This is a genomic window from Arthrobacter sp. UYP6 (genome assembly GCF_040547315.1).
GTDB lineage: Bacteria > Actinomycetota > Actinomycetes > Actinomycetales > Micrococcaceae > Arthrobacter_B.
In genome coordinates this window covers 175,635-193,159 of sequence record NZ_JBEPPM010000002.1, presented here as the reverse complement: position 1 = coordinate 193,159, position 17,525 = coordinate 175,635, and the positions used below count along the sequence as shown (strand labels likewise).

13 protein-coding genes are annotated in these 17,525 nt (G+C 66.5%); 4 read left to right on the top strand and 9 right to left on the bottom strand.

Going from position 1 to position 17,525, the window contains the following annotated elements; translation table 11 throughout:
- Nucleotides 1–156: 156 nt before the first annotated feature.
- Together ABIB35_RS02695 and ABIB35_RS02690 are read left to right on the top strand one after the other, a co-directional pair.
- Nucleotides 157–1,806, top strand: coding sequence for a dolichyl-phosphate-mannose--protein mannosyltransferase (locus tag ABIB35_RS02695; protein ID WP_354178661.1), 1,650 nt, complete (start codon nt 157–159; stop codon nt 1,804–1,806).
- Nucleotides 1,807–1,815: 9 nt separating this feature from the next.
- Complete coding sequence (locus ABIB35_RS02690; RefSeq protein ID WP_354178660.1) at nt 1,816–3,660, top strand: AMP-dependent synthetase/ligase; 1,845 nt, start codon at nt 1,816–1,818, stop codon at nt 3,658–3,660.
- Nucleotides 3,661–3,756: 96 nt separating this feature from the next.
- Here ABIB35_RS02690 and ABIB35_RS02685 read toward each other — a convergent pair whose 3' ends face one another.
- Complete coding sequence (locus ABIB35_RS02685; protein WP_354178659.1) at nt 3,757–5,430, bottom strand: TIGR01906 family membrane protein; 1,674 nt, start codon at nt 5,428–5,430, stop codon at nt 3,757–3,759.
- Nucleotides 5,431–5,558: 128 nt separating this feature from the next.
- Nucleotides 5,559–6,554 (bottom strand): stage II sporulation protein M, encoded by a 996-nt coding sequence (locus ABIB35_RS02680; protein WP_354178657.1) that lies wholly within the window; start codon nt 6,552–6,554, stop codon nt 5,559–5,561.
- 65 nt (nt 6,555–6,619) lie between these two features.
- Here ABIB35_RS02680 and ABIB35_RS02675 point away from each other — a divergent pair, with 65 nt between their 5' ends.
- The gene (locus ABIB35_RS02675; protein WP_354178655.1) at nt 6,620–7,423 is read left to right on the top strand and encodes an RDD family protein; all 804 of its coding nucleotides are present in this window, start codon (nt 6,620–6,622) and stop codon (nt 7,421–7,423) included.
- Between the two features lie 38 nt (nt 7,424–7,461).
- On the opposite strand, the gene ABIB35_RS02670 is transcribed toward ABIB35_RS02675, so the two are convergent.
- The 4 genes from ABIB35_RS02670 to ABIB35_RS02655 form a co-directional block, all read right to left on the bottom strand.
- Nucleotides 7,462–8,724, bottom strand: a complete 1,263-nt coding sequence (locus ABIB35_RS02670; RefSeq protein WP_354178654.1) for a L,D-transpeptidase — start codon at nt 8,722–8,724, stop codon at nt 7,462–7,464.
- A gap of 121 nt (nt 8,725–8,845) precedes the next feature.
- Nucleotides 8,846–10,324 (bottom strand): adenosylhomocysteinase, encoded by a 1,479-nt coding sequence (ahcY, locus tag ABIB35_RS02665; protein ID WP_354178652.1) that lies wholly within the window; start codon nt 10,322–10,324, stop codon nt 8,846–8,848.
- 11 nt (nt 10,325–10,335) lie between these two features.
- Nucleotides 10,336–10,539: a hypothetical protein gene (locus ABIB35_RS02660; RefSeq protein ID WP_354178650.1), complete on the bottom strand. Its 204-nt coding sequence runs from the start codon at nt 10,537–10,539 to the stop codon at nt 10,336–10,338.
- A 94-nt stretch (nt 10,540–10,633) separates the two neighbouring features.
- The gene (locus tag ABIB35_RS02655) at nt 10,634–11,014 is read right to left on the bottom strand and encodes a DUF3499 domain-containing protein (protein ID WP_354178648.1); all 381 of its coding nucleotides are present in this window, start codon (nt 11,012–11,014) and stop codon (nt 10,634–10,636) included.
- A gap of 108 nt (nt 11,015–11,122) precedes the next feature.
- Here ABIB35_RS02655 and ABIB35_RS02650 point away from each other — a divergent pair, with 108 nt between their 5' ends.
- The gene (locus ABIB35_RS02650; RefSeq protein ID WP_354178646.1) at nt 11,123–11,620 is read left to right on the top strand and encodes a metallopeptidase family protein; all 498 of its coding nucleotides are present in this window, start codon (nt 11,123–11,125) and stop codon (nt 11,618–11,620) included.
- A gap of 29 nt (nt 11,621–11,649) precedes the next feature.
- Here the strand turns inward: ABIB35_RS02650 and ABIB35_RS02645 are convergent, their stop codons facing one another.
- The 3 genes from ABIB35_RS02645 to ABIB35_RS02635 are packed head-to-tail and all read right to left on the bottom strand — an operon-like array spanning nt 11,650 to nt 17,518.
- Nucleotides 11,650–13,386 (bottom strand): DUF5719 family protein, encoded by a 1,737-nt coding sequence (locus ABIB35_RS02645; protein WP_354178644.1) that lies wholly within the window; start codon nt 13,384–13,386, stop codon nt 11,650–11,652.
- A complete protein-coding gene (locus ABIB35_RS02640; protein WP_354178642.1) occupies nt 13,386–16,970 on the bottom strand; it encodes a glycosyltransferase in 3,585 nt (1,194 codons plus the stop codon). The genes ABIB35_RS02645 and ABIB35_RS02640 overlap by 1 nt, the downstream gene beginning before the upstream one ends.
- A 17-nt stretch (nt 16,971–16,987) precedes the next feature.
- Nucleotides 16,988–17,518, bottom strand: a complete 531-nt coding sequence (locus ABIB35_RS02635; RefSeq protein WP_354178640.1) for a WhiB family transcriptional regulator — start codon at nt 17,516–17,518, stop codon at nt 16,988–16,990.
- Between the last annotated feature and the right edge of the window lie 7 nt (nt 17,519–17,525).

Here is a 17,525-nt window from a genome sequence, read left to right as displayed (position 1 = left end):
CCGCCGCCGGTGCTGGTGGCAGCGCCCGAGGCAGCGCCGTCGTTCTGCGTGTTTTTGGAGGTGCCGGAACCGGTGGTCTGCTTGCTGGAATTCACCATCTAACCCTACGCGAGTTGGGGACGCCGGATGCCCGGGCTCCCCTATAGAGTGGTGCGGGTGAGCCTGACCGTGAGCGAGACCCCAGCCCCCGGAACAGCACCGCTGGTGCAGGACCCGCGCACCGCCTTCAGCTATGGCCAACTGCGGAACAGGCTGTTGGGCTGGGCGCCGGGCACCTCCTTCACCCTGGGTGTGTGGGGCTGGATCCTGCCACTCATTTCCGCACTGATCGGTGCTGTGCTGCGTTTTGTCCGGCTGGGCGAACCGCAGTCGCTGGTCTTTGACGAGACGTACTACGTCAAGGACGCTTACTCCTACCTGATCTCCGGCTATGAACGGAAATGGCCCGAAAACGCGAACGACTCCTTCAACGCCGGCATTCCCGGCGTTCTGCTCACCGACCCTGAGTACGTGGTCCACCCACCCGTCGGAAAATGGATGATCGCGGCCGGCATGGGCCTGTTTGGTGCGGACAACAGCTTTGGCTGGCGGTTCAGCGCCGCGCTGACCGGCACGCTGACGGTCCTGCTGGTGGGGCTGATCGCCGTTCGGTTGTTCCGCTCGCCGCTTCTGGGCGGCATCGCGGGCCTCCTGCTGGCCGTGGACGGCCACCATCTGGTGCTGTCCCGGGCCTCGCTGCTGGATGTTTTCCTGGCGTTCTGGGTGGTGGCGGCCTTCGGCGCCCTGCTTTTGGACCGCGACGACGGGCGGCGGCGGCTGGCCCGCCGGTTGTCCGCTTTGACCTCCGGCCGGGCCGACGGCGGTGCACCGCCGGCAGGTGCCCTGCTGTACGGGCCCTGGCTGCTGTGGCGGCCCTGGCGCCTGGTCGCGGGCATCTGCCTGGGTCTTGCTGTGGGCACCAAATGGTCAGCCCTGGCCTTTGTTGCGGTCTTTGGCCTGATGACCGTGCTGTGGGACGTCAATGCCCGCCGCGTGGCCGGCATCCGTGCCTGGCCCACCGCCGGGCTGCTTAAGGACGGGGTGCCGGCCTTTCTCACCGTCATCCCGGTAGCAGCGCTGGCCTATCTGGCCTCGTGGACCGGATGGCTGCGGTCCACTGACGCGTACGGACGAAACTGGGCACAGGACAACCCCTCCGAAACCTGGGGCTGGCTGCCGGAATGGCTGCGGTCGCTGGCGGAGTACCACCGTAGTGCGTATGCCTTCCACAACGGCCTGAGCTCGGAGCACGACTATGAGTCCAGCCCCTGGACCTGGCTCGTTCTGGGCCGGCCCACGTCATTCTTCTACGAAAGCTCAGCCCTTGGCGTGGACGGGTGCTCCGCGGAGAGCTGCTCCACGGCCATCACCTCGGTGGGCAACCCGCTGATCTGGTGGGCCGCGGCAGTGTCCCTGCTGGTGCTGCTCATTTGCTGGCTCGGCCGCCGCGACTGGCGGGCCGGGGCCATCCTCGCCGGTGTTGCCGCCGGCTACCTCCCGTGGTTCGCCTATCCGGAACGCACCACCTTCTTCTTCTACGCCCTATCTTTTGAACCGTTCCTGCTCCTGGCCCTGACCTACGTGCTGGCGCTGATCCTGGGCCGGATCTCTGATCCGCGGGCGCGCCGGCTGGCGGGTGCGGCGGTGGTCGCTGGCTTCCTCCTGGCAGCCGTCCTGGTCTCGGCATTCTTCCTGCCGGTCTGGACGGCCGAAACTATCCCGTATTCTGACTGGCGGCTGCGTATGTGGATGCCCAGCTGGATTTAGTCATTACCCATGTGCACAGCACAGAAAGAGAGGCCAACGGTGCGCGAATCAGCCACTGATCTACTGGTCCATCTCCCCGCGACGTCGAACATCACCGACATCCTGGTGGGACTGCATGCCAAGACCCCCAACCAGCCCCTGTTCTCACTGAAGAGCAACGGCGGCTGGAAAGATGTGACCGCCAACGAGTTCCTGACACAGGTCAGCGAGCTGGCCAAGGGCCTGATCGGCCTCGGCGTGCAGCCCGGCGACAGCGTGGCCGTCATGTCCAAGACCTGCTATGAGTGGACCCTGGTGGACCTGGCCGTGTGGTTTGCGGGTGCGGTCACTGTGCCCATTTACGAAACGTCCTCGCCCTCGCAGGTGGAATGGATCCTCGAAGACTCCGGCGCGACCCACGTGTTTGTCGAAGACGCCCGTAAAGCCGCGGTTGTCTCCGCGGCCGCCGACTCCGGCGAATTCGCGCTCACTCTGTGGACCATGAAGGCCGACGGCGGCGACGGCAGCTTTGCCGAACTCATCGCGGCCGGGTCCGGCGTGGACGATGACCGGTTGGAGGAGGCCCGCACCACCGCCGGCCTCGAATCCGTCGCGTCCATGGTGTACACCTCAGGAACCACCGGACGGCCCAAGGGCTGCGAGATCACGCATGCCAACTTTGCCCTGTTCGGCGTGAACATTGTGGAGTTCCTGCCCGAAATGCTCAAGGAAAAGGATGTCAGCACGCTGATGTTCCTTCCTCTGGCCCATGTGCTGGCACGCGCCGTGCAGGTGGGCTGCCTGGCAGCGGGGGTGCGGGTGGGCCATTCCGGCAGCGCCGCGGACCTGATGGGAGACCTGAAGACCTTCCAGCCGACCTTCCTGCTCGCAGTGCCGCGCATCTTCGAAAAGATCTATGCCGGTGCACAGCAGTCAGCGGAGGCCGCTGGAAAGGGCAAGCTGTTCACCACTGCCGTTGACACCGCCGTGGCCTACTCCACCGCCCTGGACTCCGCTGCCCGCGGCGGCAAGGGTCCGTCCGTGGTCCTGAAACTGCGGCATGCGTTCTTTGACAAGACGCTCTACCCCAAGGTCCGCAACGCCTTTGGCGGCAAAGCGACCTACGCCATCAGCGGCGCCTCCGCGCTGAGCCCGCAGCTTTCGCACTTCTTCCGCGGGGCCGGCGTGATGATCCTGGAGGGTTACGGCCTGACCGAAACCACAGCTCCGGCCACGGTCAACACTATCCCGCTGGCCCGGGTTGGCTCCGTGGGGCTGCCGCTGCCCGGCAGTACCATCCGGATTGCCGACGACGGCGAGGTCCTCATCAGCGGTGCCGGCGTCTTCAAGGGCTACCACAATAACCCCGAGGCCAATGCCTCGGCCTTCAGCGGAGAATGGTTCCATTCCGGGGACGTGGGCTCGCTGGATGAGGACGGTTTCCTGACCATTACCGGCCGCAAAAAGGACATCCTGGTTACCGCCGGCGGCAAGAACGTTGCACCCGGCCCGCTGGAGGAGAAAATCCGTGAGCATCGGCTGGTGTCCCAGGCGATAGTGGTGGGCGAAGGCCGCCCGTTTGTGAGCGCACTGCTGACTCTGGATGACGAAGCGCTGGCGGCCTGGGGCCGGGAGAACGGGTCCGCCCCTGAATCCGCTACAGCTGCCGATGATCCCCGGATCCGGGCGTCCCTGCAGGAAGCCGTGGATGCAGCCAACGCCACCGTTTCCCAGGCCGAGCAGATCCGCAAGTTCACCGTGCTGCCGCAGGATTTCTCGCTCGAGTCGGGCCACCTCACGGCAACACTGAAGCTGCGCCGCAACGCAGTGATCGCCGACTACTCTGCCGAGGTGGAGAAGCTGTACCAAAAGTAGTCCTTGGCCCGCGAACAAAAACTGCACGTTCCCCATCTGGGGGACGTGCAGTTTTTGTTTGGAGGCTGTGTCCGGAAGAACCGCCGGTCAGTCCGGTTAGACGGCTTCCAGGGAGTCCAGGTAACGGCGGCGGGCTTCCTCCTGTTTCAGGCGCGACCGCTCCCGGCGGGCCTTGGTGGGCCACGCCGCAATGAGCACCACGATGCAGGTCAGCAGCACCAGGGAGGCAATGACAATCCCGGCGTCCATCCAGAACTGGGCGGGGAAGAGCCGGATGAGGGTGTCATCCAGGCGGAACGTCCAGTTGCCGTTGGCAAAGAAGATCGAGTGCACCTGCGTGAAGAAGTTTTCCCAGCCCAGGACGGCCGTGACTATCAGTGCGCCAACCAGCACCAGGGTAAGAACGGACCCGGCAAACAGGGCACGTCGGATTCCGCCCGGGCTCCGTTTGGCCAGGTAAATGCAGGCAAGAAGGCTCAGCACCGCCATGGCCAGCGCGGCCACAAAAGCGATGGTCAGGACGGTTTTGACGTCCGCCATGTGGCTGACTTCGCTCTCCAGGTACAGTGGCTCCCCGCTGAGGGTAACCAGATCGCCCAGGTAGCGGGCACCGGAAAAGTTCAGCAGATAATCCACGGCGTACGAGCCGTAGGTCATCCGGTCATCCGTGGAGAAACCGTAGCTGTCCGAGGGGAATCCCGGGCGGTGGTACTCGGCCCACAGGAACAGCGGCGTGGCCACTGCCCGGATGGCCGCGGCCAGCAGCATGACCGGGAAAAAGACCGCGATCATCACCTGCAGGATGCGGGCAAGCACGGGCTTGGCTGTTCCTGCACGTTCGCGGTCCTCCGCCCGGCGGCGGATTTCCTCTTCGGAGATTTCATCAGAAGCCGGTCGATCCGACGGATCGACAACAGGATCGGCAACACGCTCGACAACCGGCTCCGCGGCGGGCTCGGCAACACGCTCGGCAACCGGTTCCGCGGCGGGTTCGGCAACATGCTCGGCACCACGCTCCGCGGCAGGTTTGGAAGCGGCTGCCGGCTCTACTTCCAACGCCCCCTCACCGGTTCCTGCGGCGTCCGGATTTCCAGCGCGGTGGGAACCCGAGGACAATCCGGTGCTGATGGGGGTGGTCTTCGGCGATGCCGCGGAAACCGCCGCGGCATCTGTTGCCCCGGCTCTCACATGATCCTGCGGAGCCTGTGCAGCGATGCCTGGCTCCGGCACAACGGCGTCGATGTGTCCGGCGCGCTGCTGCTTCTCCTCGCTGAGATCCCCGTAGCCGCTGACATTGGGCATGGTGCTCGCCCGCCGCATCGGCAGTGTGCTGCGCTGGGCCAGGGAGGGATGTCCGCCGGGCACTACGGCTGCGTCGGCTAAGGGCGGTGTTTCGCCCGGCACCTTAGCTGCGGGCTGCATACCCGCGGCGTCAGCAAACGCAGCATCCCAATCGTCGTGGTCAAGTCCGTCGTCGGGCGTGCCCGCTGCGGACCCGGCAGAATCAGCGGAACCGGCAGGGCCGCCGTCGTTGGTCTTATCGGAGCCAGCTGCGTGGCCTCCGCTCACAATGGTCTCGCTGGCATCGCTGAGTTCGTGGCCGTCTGCGGCTCCCTGCTCAGCTCGGTCCTGCTCGGGTTTAGCGGAGCCTCCGGGCGTGGGGTGCTGCTGGGGGGTTTCGTCCTGGCTTGCCACTGCTTCCTCTTTCACTTCCCTGGCCTGAGTGTCCTGGCCTGTTTTGCGGATACCGATGGGCTTTTGCGGTTCCATTCTTCGACCCTACCGGCAGAGCGCATCAGGAAACGTGCCGCCACCCCGCACTACACACAGAGTCGGCCGGACCGTTATCTTTCGTGTCCGGACTCTTTGGGGATTGGCTGCCGGGAGATACCCGCCGCTCAGGCGGTGCGCACGGTGTCTCCGCGGTCACGCCTGGACAGATCCCCGCGGTGCCCCGCCCGGTAGGCGGCCCGGCCGGGAATGAGGGTGTACGCCCAGTACGCGCCGAACAGGGCCGCTCCGATCCCGATCCGCAGCCAGGCCGGCAACGGCGAAGCAGTCACGAACCCCTCCACCAGACCGGACAGGAACAGCACGATCACCAGCCCCAGCGCCACGGTGAACAGCGACCGGCCTTCCGCCGCGACGGATACTCCTCGCGTCTGCCTGCCCGGCGCCACCCAGGCCCAGAAAATTCTCAGCCCCGCGGCCACGGCTACAAAAACCGCTGTCAGTTCCATGAGGCCGTGCGGCAGGATGTAACTGAAAAACACGTCCAACTGGCCGTACGCCGCCATGACGCCGCCGGCCATGCCCACATTCATCGCATTCTGGTACAGCACATAGGGGCCCCAAATCCCGGTGATGCCGAAGGCCACAGCCTGCAGCGCAATCCAGGCATTGTTCGTCCACACCTGGCCGGCGAAGGACGCAGCCGGGTTTTCCGAGTAGTAGGCGGCGAAGTCCTGCTCCACATACCGCTGGACTTCGGCGTCCGTACCCATGGCGGCGGAGATGACGCCGGGGGTGGAAGCCGCCCAGAGCCCAAACAGCCAGGCCGTCAGAATGAACGCGGCTCCCACGGCCAGCGTCAGCCAGCGGATCCGGTAAAAGGCAGCCGGTAGTGCGGCGGCGAAAAAGTAGACCAGGTCCTCGGCGAAGTTGGAGCGGGCCCCGGTGAAGCGGGTGCGTGCCCGGGAAAGCCGCATGGACAGCGCAGCGGAGAGCGCTCCTTCCGGAGCCACTGAACGGACCATCGACAAGTGAGCCGAGGCTCGCTGGTAGAGGCGCAGCAGCTCATCGGCTTCCTCGCCGCTGAGCCGACGGCGCGCGGCGAGTTCATCCAGCCGCTGCCAGTCCGGTGCATGCACTGCATTGAACGCATCCATATCCACGGTTACACCCTAGCGCTGGGTACAGTGGAGTTCCCACCACGAACTGCCGGCCAGGAGGAGGACCTGTGAGCTCCATCGTCACCGGAGAGGCGGTTGTCCTGGAACTGCGTCCGGCCTCCTTCGCAGCGCGGGCGCTGAGCTCCATCATCGATGTCATCGCCCTGGTTGTTGTCCTCATCGGATTGCTGGTGCTCTTCGGTCAGACGCTGGGCGAGTCTGTGGATCCCGCCCTGGGCCAGGCCCTGATCCTCACCATCGTGGTCCTGGTTCTGGTGGCGGCACCGGTGGCGGTGGAAACACTGACCCGCGGAAAGTCGCTGGGGCGCCTGGCGATGGGGCTGCGCATAGTGCGCGACGACGGCGGTGCCGTCCGTTTCCGGCATTGCCTCATCCGGGGCATGACTGCGGTGCTGGAGATCTATCTGACGGCGGGGTCCCTGGCCTTCCTCGTGGCAATGTTCAATGAGAAGTCCAAGCGCATCGGTGACCTGATGGCCGGCACGTATGCCCTGCGGGAGCGGGTCACGGCTCCCCCGCCCCAGTATGTCCGGATGCCGCCGTGGCTGAGCAGCTGGGCCGCTCTGGCGGACATGGGACGTTTTCCGGATGCGCTGTCCCGGCGGGTGTCGCGCTTCCTGTCCCAGGCCGCCCGGCTCTCGCCGCAGGCGCGTGCAGCCCGTGCCTCCGAGCTGGCTGTGGAGGTCTCGGCCTTGGTATCGCCGCAGCCACCGCCGGGTACCCTAGCTGAGGACTTCCTCAGCGCTGTGACGGCCGAACGCCGTGACCGCGACTACGCCAGGATGGCCAAGCAGCGTGAGAGAACCGAACGGGTGGCGCAGCGGCTGCACCGGCTGCCGTTCGAGCGGTAAGCTGCGGCCGGGACAGAACCCGGGATACTGCTCGGGGATTACTGCTTGGGCTGGCTGATCCACTCCGCCCAGGGCAGGTTCCAGTCGCCAAAGCCATCCCAGACAAACATGGGTCCGTAGCCGGTGTTCAGCACCTGGACCACGTCTCCGGCGTCGAAGTTGTCATAGATGTACTTGGCGCCCTCAGGGCTCATCCCGATGCAGCCGTGGGATACATTGGCCACCCCCAGCACGGACTGCGCGGACGGAAGGGCCTCGTGGATGAAAGCTCCGCCGGTGGAGATGCGCGAGGCGTTGTGGGCGGTCACCGGCTCGTAATAAGCCTTGTCTCCCGGCTTCAGTCCAATGGACTCAGCCCGGAACGGAATGGATTCGTGCTGGTCCATAATCACGTGGTAGCCGATGGTGGACGGCCAGTCCTGTGTGCCCAGGGTGACCGGGAAGGTGCGGGTGAGCTGCCCGTCGATGTAGACGCGCATCATCTTGTCCGCGTTGTCCACCACGGCAAGCCGGTTGTTGTGGGTGCTGAAGCTGGCGGTGTCGTTAAAGTTGCCGATCATTCCGTTGCCGAAATCCACGCCGAGAAGCTGCATGTCCACGGTGATGGTGCTCTGCGGCACCCAGAACTCCTCGGCCCGGTAGCGGACCTTGGTGTCACTGATCCAGTAGAAGGCGCCCACCTGGCCGGACGTGGAGGTGACGGTGATGGCCTTTTCCACGGCTTCCTTGTTCAGGACCGGCTCGCTGAAGCTCAGCTCCAGCGGCTGCCCCGTCCCCACAACGGATCCGGACTGCGGGTACATGACCGCGTTGGCCTCGTTGGCGGTGGAGACGGTGGTGAACTTGCGGGTCTCCGAGCTGGTATCACCGTTGGCGTCGGCCAGCTTGTAGGTCAGCGTGTACGGCGTATTGAAGGCAAGCGTGCCGGTTGCTGTCCAGACGGTGCCACCGGCGCTGAGCTCGCCGGGAACAGGGTCCCCGCCGGAGTCCGGCACCAGCTTTGCCGATTCCAGGGTCCCCTGCTGCACGGTGATCGCGGGCACTGAAATCGGGTTCACTTCAACGGCGTCCGCTTCGGGGCTGACAACGGCCACCGGCTTGGGCACCTCCGGCTTTGGCTTTTCGGTTGCGGCGGGCGTTTTTGCCGGCGATTCCTGCTCCGTGGTTCCGGAGGCATTCCACCAGCTCTCCCCCGCCCAGGCCGAAGAAGTGAGCGCAGCAGCGCCCCCGCCCAGAAGGAGAACTCCCGCAACTACGGAAGCGATGATCCAGCCTTTACGCCGTTTTGTACCCTTTGCCATAACTGCTAACCCAATGCTTCCCGGTGCTCTCGACAGATGTTGGAGCGGCCATAGCTCCCCCAGCGACATTTTACGTCATGGCGGCGCCAAAACGTGCAGCACCTTTGCCGGCGCAGAGCGCCTAGTAGCGGTAGTTCTCGGGCTTGAACGGGCCGGCCGCGTCCACGCCCAGGTATTCTGCCTGGCTCTTGGTCAATTCGGTGAGTTCAACACCCAGGGCGTCCAGATGCAGACGGGCCACCTTTTCATCCAGGATCTTGGGCAGCACGTACACCTGCTTGGCGTAGCCGCCCTCCTCCACGGAGGTGCCGTGCTTAGTGAACAGCTCAATCTGGGCGATGGTCTGGTTCGCGAACGAGTTACTCATAACAAAGGACGGGTGGCCGGTGGCATTGCCAAGGTTAAGCAGGCGGCCCTCGGAGAGCACAATGATGCTGCGCTGGTTCTGAGTGCCTTCATCAAAGATCCACTCGTGCACCTGCGGCTTGATTTCAACCTTGCGGATCCCCGGAACCTTCGCCAGGCCGGCCATATCAATCTCGTTGTCGAAGTGCCCCACGTTGCCCACAATGGCCTGGTGCTTCATCCCGGCCATATGCTCGGCCATGATGATGTCCTTGTTGCCCGTGGTGGTGATGAACATGTCGCCCTGGTTCAGGACCGATTCCAGCCTGGCCACCTGGTAGCCGTCCATGGCAGCCTGCAGTGCGCAGATCGGGTCAATTTCCGTCACTATCACCCGGGCGCCCTGTCCGCGCAGTGCTTCGGCAGCACCCTTGCCCACATCTCCGTAACCGCAGACCACCACCACCTTGCCGCCGATCAGCGTGTCCGTGGCCCGGTTCAGGCCATCCGGCAGCGAATGCCGGATGCCGTATTTGTTGTCGAACTTGGACTTGGTCACCGAGTCATTGACGTTGATGGCAGGAAAGAGCAGCTGGCCCTGCGCGGCGAGCTGGTACAACCGCAGCACGCCCGTGGTGGTTTCTTCGGTCACGCCGCGGATGCCCTTGGCGATCTCCGTCCATTTGCCCGGTTCCCGCTCCAAGGAGCGGCGCAGGACGTCGAGAATGACCGTGTACTCATGGGAATAATCGGGATCCCCGTCCACGGGGTTCTCCGGCACGGCCCCGGCAGCCTCAAACTCCACGCCCTTGTGCAGCAGCATTGTTGCATCGCCGCCGTCGTCCAGGATCATGTTCGGTCCGCCGGAGCCCTCCGGCCAGGTCAGGATCTGCTGGGCCGTCCACCAGTAGTCCTCAAGGGACTCGTTCTTCCAGGCGAAGACGGGAACCCCGGCGGGCTGTTCCGGAGTTCCGCTGCCGACGACGACGGCTGCCGCCGCCTCGTCCTGGGTGGAGAAGATATTGCACGAGGCCCACCGCACCTGGGCCCCCAGTGCAGTAAGCGTCTCGATCAGCACGGCTGTCTGCACGGTCATGTGCAGGGATCCGGCAATGCGCGCGCCGCGCAGCGGCTGGCTCGGACCGTATTCCCGCCGCAGGGCCATCAGCCCGGGCATCTCATTCTCCGCGAGGCGGATCTGGTGGCGTCCGGCTTCAGCCAGGGACAGGTCAGCTACCTTGAAATCAATGCTCACGCGGAGAATCCTCAGTTTGAAGTGTCGGAAACGGAGGGGGCGGCGGTCGCCGAAGGCGCCAGCAGAACGGGAATGCCCTCCTCCAGGACGTACCGGACAAGGTTGCCGCTGGCATCCGGGACGGCCGAAACGAGCTCGCCGTCCACCTGCTCCAATGCGGAACCGGTGACGGGACAGCGCAAAACCGCCATTATGTCGGCAGTGAGTCTAACCATGGATTGCAGCACTTCCTTGGATACGTCGATGCCGTGCTCGAAAAACGCGGCGCTGGCCCCAAGACTATCTCTTTCAGACCGGCAGGCGCGGCGTTCAGCGCTCTTCGCGGAGGACTCGCAAATGGGACCGTCGGGTGCCCTGGGTTTCCGGGGGCGGTGGCAGAGCGTGTCTCCCGGCGCGCCGCGGGGCCTCTGTTGCCGGTATTTCCGCCGCTTCCCGTACGGCGTCCACCAGGGCAGACAGATCGTCACGACTCGGGATTCGCGGCTGGCCGGCGAGGTCCAGCCGGACCACTTCCCAGCCCAGCGGCACGGTCAGGCGTGCGGCATGGGCGTTGCACAAATCGTAACAATGAGGTTCGGCATAGGTGGCCAGCGGACCCAGCACCGCCGTGGAGTCGGCATAGACGTATGTCAGGGTGGCAACAGCCGCCTCTCGGCACGCTGATCTTGAGCACAGTCTTAGGGATTCCACGGAGGACCACTTTACCTGCAGCGGGCATCCGTCACCGTGAGGCTCGCCGGAACACGCTGCTGCTTAAAACAGTGCCCGAGGACGGGTCTCAGCGGTTACAGTTCTTGTATGTCCACCGGACCAACTCTCAGGGTGTTTCTCGACCCCGGCGAAGAGCCGTCCGCGGCCGCCCGGCGCCCGTTTCGCCGCCGCCGTCGCAACCGGCACGGGCGCGGCCTGCGCGGGGAACTAATTCCCGCCCATCTGGCCGGTTTCCGGTCCCGCTCGGAGCGCTTTGACACCTGGGTGCTCGAATCCGCCCAGCGGCTGGAACGGCTGTGGGGCGAGGGCATCCAGTCCTACCAGTTTGTGGTCCGGGACATCCCCCCGGGACTCGAGGAGCTGGCCGCCTCAGGCGGCCACATTCCGTTCGGGGCAGGCACTCCCGCAGCCGGGCCCAGGCCGGCTGTCATCACCGTGTACCGGCATCCGGTCGAGTCCGCCGCACGCGGCCTGGTGCCGGTCAGCGAACTGATTCACGACGTCGTAGTGGAGCAGCTGGCCACCCTGATGGGGATGGATCCTGAAACCGTTGACCCCACCTATGGACGTTTTCGGCCGCTGTAACCGCCTGAACCGTTGATAGTCCTGAACCCTTAGTAGCCCAGCGCGACCGGCACGCTTGTGCCCCCGATATTTCCCTTGGGCAGCGGCAGCACGGAAACTCCGGTACCCGTTGCCGAGGTGAGCACCTGAGCTCCGTAAACCGGTTCGCCGGTGGTGCTGACCAGAACGGCGACAAGCCCGGTGCCGATCTTCGAGGCGGCAATGTTCACGGTGGACCCTGAGGTGATGGTGAGGATCTGTTCCTCACTAAGGCTGCCGTCCTGCTTCACACCGGTCAGGCGCACTTCCGCAGGTCCCGCCGGAGCGGAAAAACTCAGGATGGAGACGGCCTCCGGTGAGAGCACCGCCAGATGCTCGTTGCCCAGCCGCTCCCCGGAGGGGGCAACGGCAAGATCAACCGGCGCATTCTCCTTGCTGCCGCGGCTGGACACTGTCCCGGCGGTCACCGACACGTCGGCGGTGACCTCAACCGCATAAGTTCCTTCGGGCAGCGAGTCCAGCGGCAGTTGGCCCACCGCGCCGGCTGGAACGGTAAACACCCCGCCGCCGGGGAGGTCAACGGCGCCGTCATCGCCCAGGACCCGCACCGCAACCACCGCATTGGTGCTCCCGGGAACGGCCACCTGGACCACCGGGGCTGCTGACTCATAACCGCGCTGGCCGGTTATGGTCTTGGTGGCTGCCGGGGCCTGGATGCGGACGCCGCTGATGATCTGCTGCGGAGAAGCGGCAGCTGCGGGCTGGATGAGCTCAACGCCGCCTGGTGTGAGGCCGCGGAGGATGCTCTGCTGCACCATCGCGGTGACCGGGCCGCCGGAGCTGCGTACCCGCACCGCCAACCCGGGCTCATTCGCTGCCAGGCCGGCCAGCACAATAGCTTTCGTTTCGCCGGGCGGCACCAGGATGCCGCGCGTTCCCGTCCCCTCCACCCGGCCTTTGGACCCGTACAGTTCCAGGTCCACCGTGGCGGCGCTCTCGGAAGGATTGGTCAGCCGCAGCACTGCGGTGGCCCCCACTGTGGTCCGCGCGCCGATAATCCACATGTCGTTGCCCGGTGCCTGGCAGTTAGCGGCCGCAAGACCGGCAAGGTCTCCATCCGCAGCTGAGAATCCCACCACGGCGTTGGCAGTGGCCTGCAGCGTTCCGGAAGGCTCGGCGCTGAGAATGGTGGTTTCGGTGACGTCCAGGTTCGGCACAACCCCGGCACTGCGCACTCCCGCGAGCGGCGGAGCGTCCTGGACGTCTTCAGCGATGGTCTTCAGCGCAGTTTTGCCATCCGCCTGCAGCAGCGAGGACGCCGGCACCGGGTTGCCCGCACCGCTGAGCACAACGGCGGTGAGTGAGGTCTTGGCGGACTCGGAGACCGGGCTGAACTGGGGGTCCGTTCCGGCCACGCTGCCGGAGACCAGGCGCAGCGGTGCCGGGCAGACCGCCGACAGCGGTCCGGCCGGCACTTCGGCTGCGGTGCTGTCCACGGCCCTGCCGGCGCTGCCTCCATCAACGGCAACGGATCCGGCAACCACCGCGGCTGCCGCGGCAAGAACGAGCACCGCCGACGCAGCCGTTGCAGCCTGCCGGCGCCGCCGCTGCCGCCGCAGCCGGGTTTCGGTCCGCCCGGCTGACGGTTTTCCGGTGTGCTCAGGCGGTGTGCCGGCAGCATCCGCGGGCGCTGCGGCATTCAGTGCGCTCCCGCCGACGGCGGCCTCCTTGGTGCTGTGCGCGCGCTTCTGTGCCCGGCGTGTGCGGGAGTCTTCTTTGCGGCTCATCAGCGCAGTCCTTCCGTAGCGCCGGAGTCTCCGGAAGCATTGACTTTGTCCGTCCGGCCGGGGCGGGCGGTACGGGGTGAACCGGTTTCCGGCCCAGGGGCAGCACCATCAGTTCCGGCAGGTTTGTCGGCCCCGGACCGTGGAGTCTCAGTACCGGATCCGGCTGCCGCCGTTACCGGCACCTTTGGGGCAGCGCCCGCTGCGGAGCCGGCTGCGGAGGCCGCTGTACCGCTGGCAGGGGCGACCGGCTCGGTGCGCCGCGGCCGCTGCAGACCCGGCAACCGCACCGTGCCGCTGCGCGAGCCTGTTGGCAGCGCCAGCAGCACAGTCAAAGCGACAACCACTATCTGGGCGGCACCCAACCAGGGCTCCCAGCCGGTGACATAGCGGATTTCCAGGTCCCCGGCCTCGGCCGGGAGAGTCCATGCCTGGGACCAGTCTTCGGTGGTTGCGCCCAGCGGTGAACCGTTAAGCGTTGCCTGCCACCCTGGGTCGGAACGTTCGGCCAACACCAGCTGCCGGCCCTCGGCCCCGGCGGGAATCGAGGTTTGGACGCCGGTGCGGTGCGAGGGAACCACAGCTTCCACGGTTCCGTCCGCAGCCAGGATGCGTACCCGTCCGGTCTCCTCGGACAAGGCCTCGGTCCCCTGCTCATCGAGCTGGCCGACAACCCGCCACAGCCAGCCCGAGCCGGTCTGGCCCACCGAGGCCAGTCCCGGAACGGAATCCATCTTCCCGGCCAGCAGTTCGGCGGAGGTATCGGACTCCTGCAGAACAACGTAGCCAACCCCGAGGCGGGACAGCTCAGCGCGCGGGTCCACACCGGTGCCGGCCGTGATGACGGCCACGGCCCGGCGCAGGTCCGCGGCGGCGTCGTCGTCCGCAGCGAGTTCGGCACCGTTGGCTGATCCGTTAAGGGAGCGAGCGGCGTAGATCGCTGACAGGCTGTCCAGCGTGGTGCCGCCGTCGCGCATTAACGCTGCGCTCACGTCGTCGTTGGCGTCTGTGCGCAGCAGCAGGGTCCGGGTGCGCTCGTCACTGCCGCCCCGGTCCGCCGCGGTGGCCGGCAGCGTGCGCTCGGCCGCGGGCCCAACCAGCGGCTCGGTGCCGTGGACTCCGTTGGTCCCCTCTACCGCGGTGGTGCCGGTGGCTAGCGGAACGCTCCACAGGGCCAGACCGGCAGCGGGCCCCAGCGCCAGCAGGATCCCCAGCAGCACTGCTGCAGGGCGCCGCGTGCGCCGGGCGGGCCCGGTGGTCACGGCCACGGAAGCCTCCGACGTCGTGCGTCCGCCCAGCAGCGCGTCGCCCGCAAGCAGCGCCGCGCACAGCTGCAGGAAAACGGCAGCGGAAACCAGCGGACCCGGGAACGGCGTCACGATCGCGCCCGGAGCCACACCGGTGGCCACAAACCCGGACAGCCAGCTCAGTGCCAGGCCGGTGATGCTCAGGACCCAGGCCAGCCTGGCGAAACCGGCGCGGGGTCCGGAAAAGAGTGCTGCGGCGGAGAGCAGCAACACGGGTGCACCGATCACCAGTGCCAGCAGCAGCGGCCAGGGGCCGGCGGGCAGGAAGCCCATCAGCGGCAGGCTGCCGTTGTTATCAAAGGCGAGAGGGAAGCCCAGGAGCTGCTGCCACAGTGCAGCGGCATCAAAACCAAGGGGCATCCCGGGGTCCGCGGCCAGGGCGCGCGGACGGTCCAGGGTGGAGATGGCCACGGGAAGCAACAGCGCCAGGGCCGGAACCAGCGAGAACCACAGCGTGCGGGCACGCCCGCCAAGCCGTAGGCAGACCAGCAGGACCGCAACCGCGGCCAGGACAAACAGCGTGGGCGCGCAGGCACTCACCACGGCCAGCAGGAGGCCTGCTGTAGCAGCGGCCGCCCAGCTGGGCTCCCTGCCCGTCCCCGGCACCACGGCACGGGGGCGGCGCCCCTGGTCGGAGCCGACGCGAGGTGCCGCGCCAACGGCGCGGACCATGGCCAGCACCAGCAGAGGGATCAGGATGTGGGCAATGAGCGCTCCCAGGCGCCCTTCACCCAGGGCAACCTGCAGAACGGGTGCTCCGCCCCAAAAGACCGCGGCCCAAAAGCGCAGGCCCCGGTGGCTGGTCATGGAACCAGCGGCGAACCAGGCGCTCAGTCCGGCCAGCGGCATGGCAATGAGCATCAGAGTGACGACGGCGGTGTTGGTGTTCCCGAGTCCGGCGGCACCCAACAGCCAGAGCACATAGTCAAAGGCATCTCCGTGGCCCGGGTACCCGGACCCCAGCTCGATCCACCAGGATGAGGCGTTCGACCAAATCTCACCGAGGCTGCCGGAGAGCGGTAGCAGGGCACCGCCGGCCAGCGCGGATGCTCCGATAAAGCGGTACAGGCCGATCAGCGAGACCGCCAGCAGCACCAGCACGGCGGCCACAGCGCCGGCGCCCACCCAGGCACGGGCGGGAGCAGCCAGGGAAGCGAAATCGTCGTTGGAATCGCCGCTCGGCTCGAGCGGGCCCGGATCCCGGCTCGTTCCGGTGAGTCCGGCGGTGCTTGGAGCGTCCGGCGCCGGCCCCAATCCGTTGCCCGAAGCGGGCTCGGGAGCTGCTTCAAAGAGCGACCGGTGGTGTTCTCGCACCTCACGCGGGCGGGTTCGCAGGGAATGCACCGCGCTGCGTGGACGGGTTCGGGTAGCCGCAGCGGTGCGGCGCGAGCGGTAAAGGTCCAGCGGCCGAAGGACAGCGCCGATGCTGGCGGCCAGCGATCCGAAGGCGTAGCCGGGATCCTTGGCAAACATTCCCAGGATCAGCCTGCCGAAGCCGCCCAGAACGGCCCCGAGAGCCAGAAAGGGAACCTGCCACAGCGGCGCGTGCTTGAGCCGTAGGAAAATCTCTGCCCGGCGGGAAGCATGGGCGGACGCCGCCGTGTTGGGCCGGCGTCCTGCGTGGCGGAGCCTTGCCGCCGGGACAACAACCACGCGGTGCCCGGCGAGTCGGTTGCGCCAGCACAGGTCAAGATCGTCACCGGTGCCGGGCAGCGCGGGGTCAAAACCGCCGAGGGCGTCCCAGACGTCGCGGCGCACCAGCATGCCGGCGGAGTTCACGGCAAAAATGTCGCTGCGCGCATCGTACTGGCCCTGGTCCAGCTCATCGGCGTCGATGAGGGTGACCCGTTCGGCCCACCGGCTGATCGAGACACCGACGTCGACCAGCAGCCGGTCGTTGTCCCAGTCAACCTGCTTGGTGCCGGCAATGGTGACGGACGGCGCACGCTCCACTGCCAGCAGCAGCTCCTGAAGCGCATCGGGCGAGGGCGCCGAATCATCGTGGAGCAGCCAGAGCCAGTCCACGGTTCCGTTCTCCGGGCCGGGTGCTTCGAGTGCTGCCAGCCCGGTCCTGACCGCGGATCCGAATCCGGATTTTGGCGGTGCGGCAACCACTGTGCTGCCGGCGGGAAGCCCCTGGCGCAGCAGTGCGGCGGAGTTGTCGGTGGAACCGGCGTCGACGCCTGCAAAAAGATCAGCCGGTCGGGTTTGCCCGGCCAGCGCGGTAAGTGTTTCGGGAAGGTACTGTGCGCCGTTGTGGGCTACAACAACGGCGCACACTCGAACGTGCGAAGGAATTAGACTGCCTGCTTCCGAAGCCGACGGCGTTCGCGCTCCGACAGGCCGCCCCAGATGCCAAACCGCTCGTCATTGGCCAGCGCGTATTCCAGGCACTGGGACCTTACGTTGCAGGCGGCGCAGACTTTCTTGGCGTCCCGGGTGGAGCCGCCCTTTTCCGGGAAGAAAGCCTCCGGGTCTGTTTGCGCACAGAGCGCATCGGACTGCCAACCCAGCTCGCCGTCGTCGTAATCGCCGAGGCCGGGCAGCCCGATCCAGACCGGCCGGGTGTCCTTTTCCGCAGGAACCGGAAACAGGGCCACGGGCGGATCCAGGAGGTCCGCTTCCGTGGTGTCCGGCGCCAGGGCCTCATGGGCGGCGAGGAACGCTGTGGCCGTCTCTTCCAGCCCGGCGGTGTCCTGGCGGTACCGCTCAGCGGCTCTCGGGTCCGCGGGGTCCACGTACCAGTCCACGGGCACGCCTCGAGAGCCGTAGCTGGCCGATGCCTGCGCGGCAATGGACTGGTCGTGCGTGTATTCTGCCTGCCCCATGGAAGTC

Excerpts from the sequence above, each read along its gene's own strand:
- ABIB35_RS02690 (WP_354178660.1), top strand. The coding sequence starts at position 1,816 with ATGTGCACAGCACAGAAAGAGAGGCCAACGGTGCGCGAATCAGCCACT.
- ABIB35_RS02685 (WP_354178659.1), bottom strand. The coding sequence starts at position 5,430 with ATGGAACCGCAAAAGCCCATCGGTATCCGCAAAACAGGCCAGGACACT.
- ABIB35_RS02670 (WP_354178654.1), bottom strand. The coding sequence starts at position 8,724 with ATGGCAAAGGGTACAAAACGGCGTAAAGGCTGGATCATCGCTTCCGTA.
- ABIB35_RS02660 (WP_354178650.1), bottom strand. The coding sequence starts at position 10,539 with ATGGTTAGACTCACTGCCGACATAATGGCGGTTTTGCGCTGTCCCGTC.
- ABIB35_RS02650 (WP_354178646.1), top strand. The coding sequence starts at position 11,123 with ATGTCCACCGGACCAACTCTCAGGGTGTTTCTCGACCCCGGCGAAGAG.
- ABIB35_RS02645 (WP_354178644.1), bottom strand. The coding sequence starts at position 13,386 with ATGAGCCGCAAAGAAGACTCCCGCACACGCCGGGCACAGAAGCGCGCG.
- ABIB35_RS02635 (WP_354178640.1), bottom strand. The coding sequence starts at position 17,518 with ATGGGGCAGGCAGAATACACGCACGACCAGTCCATTGCCGCGCAGGCA.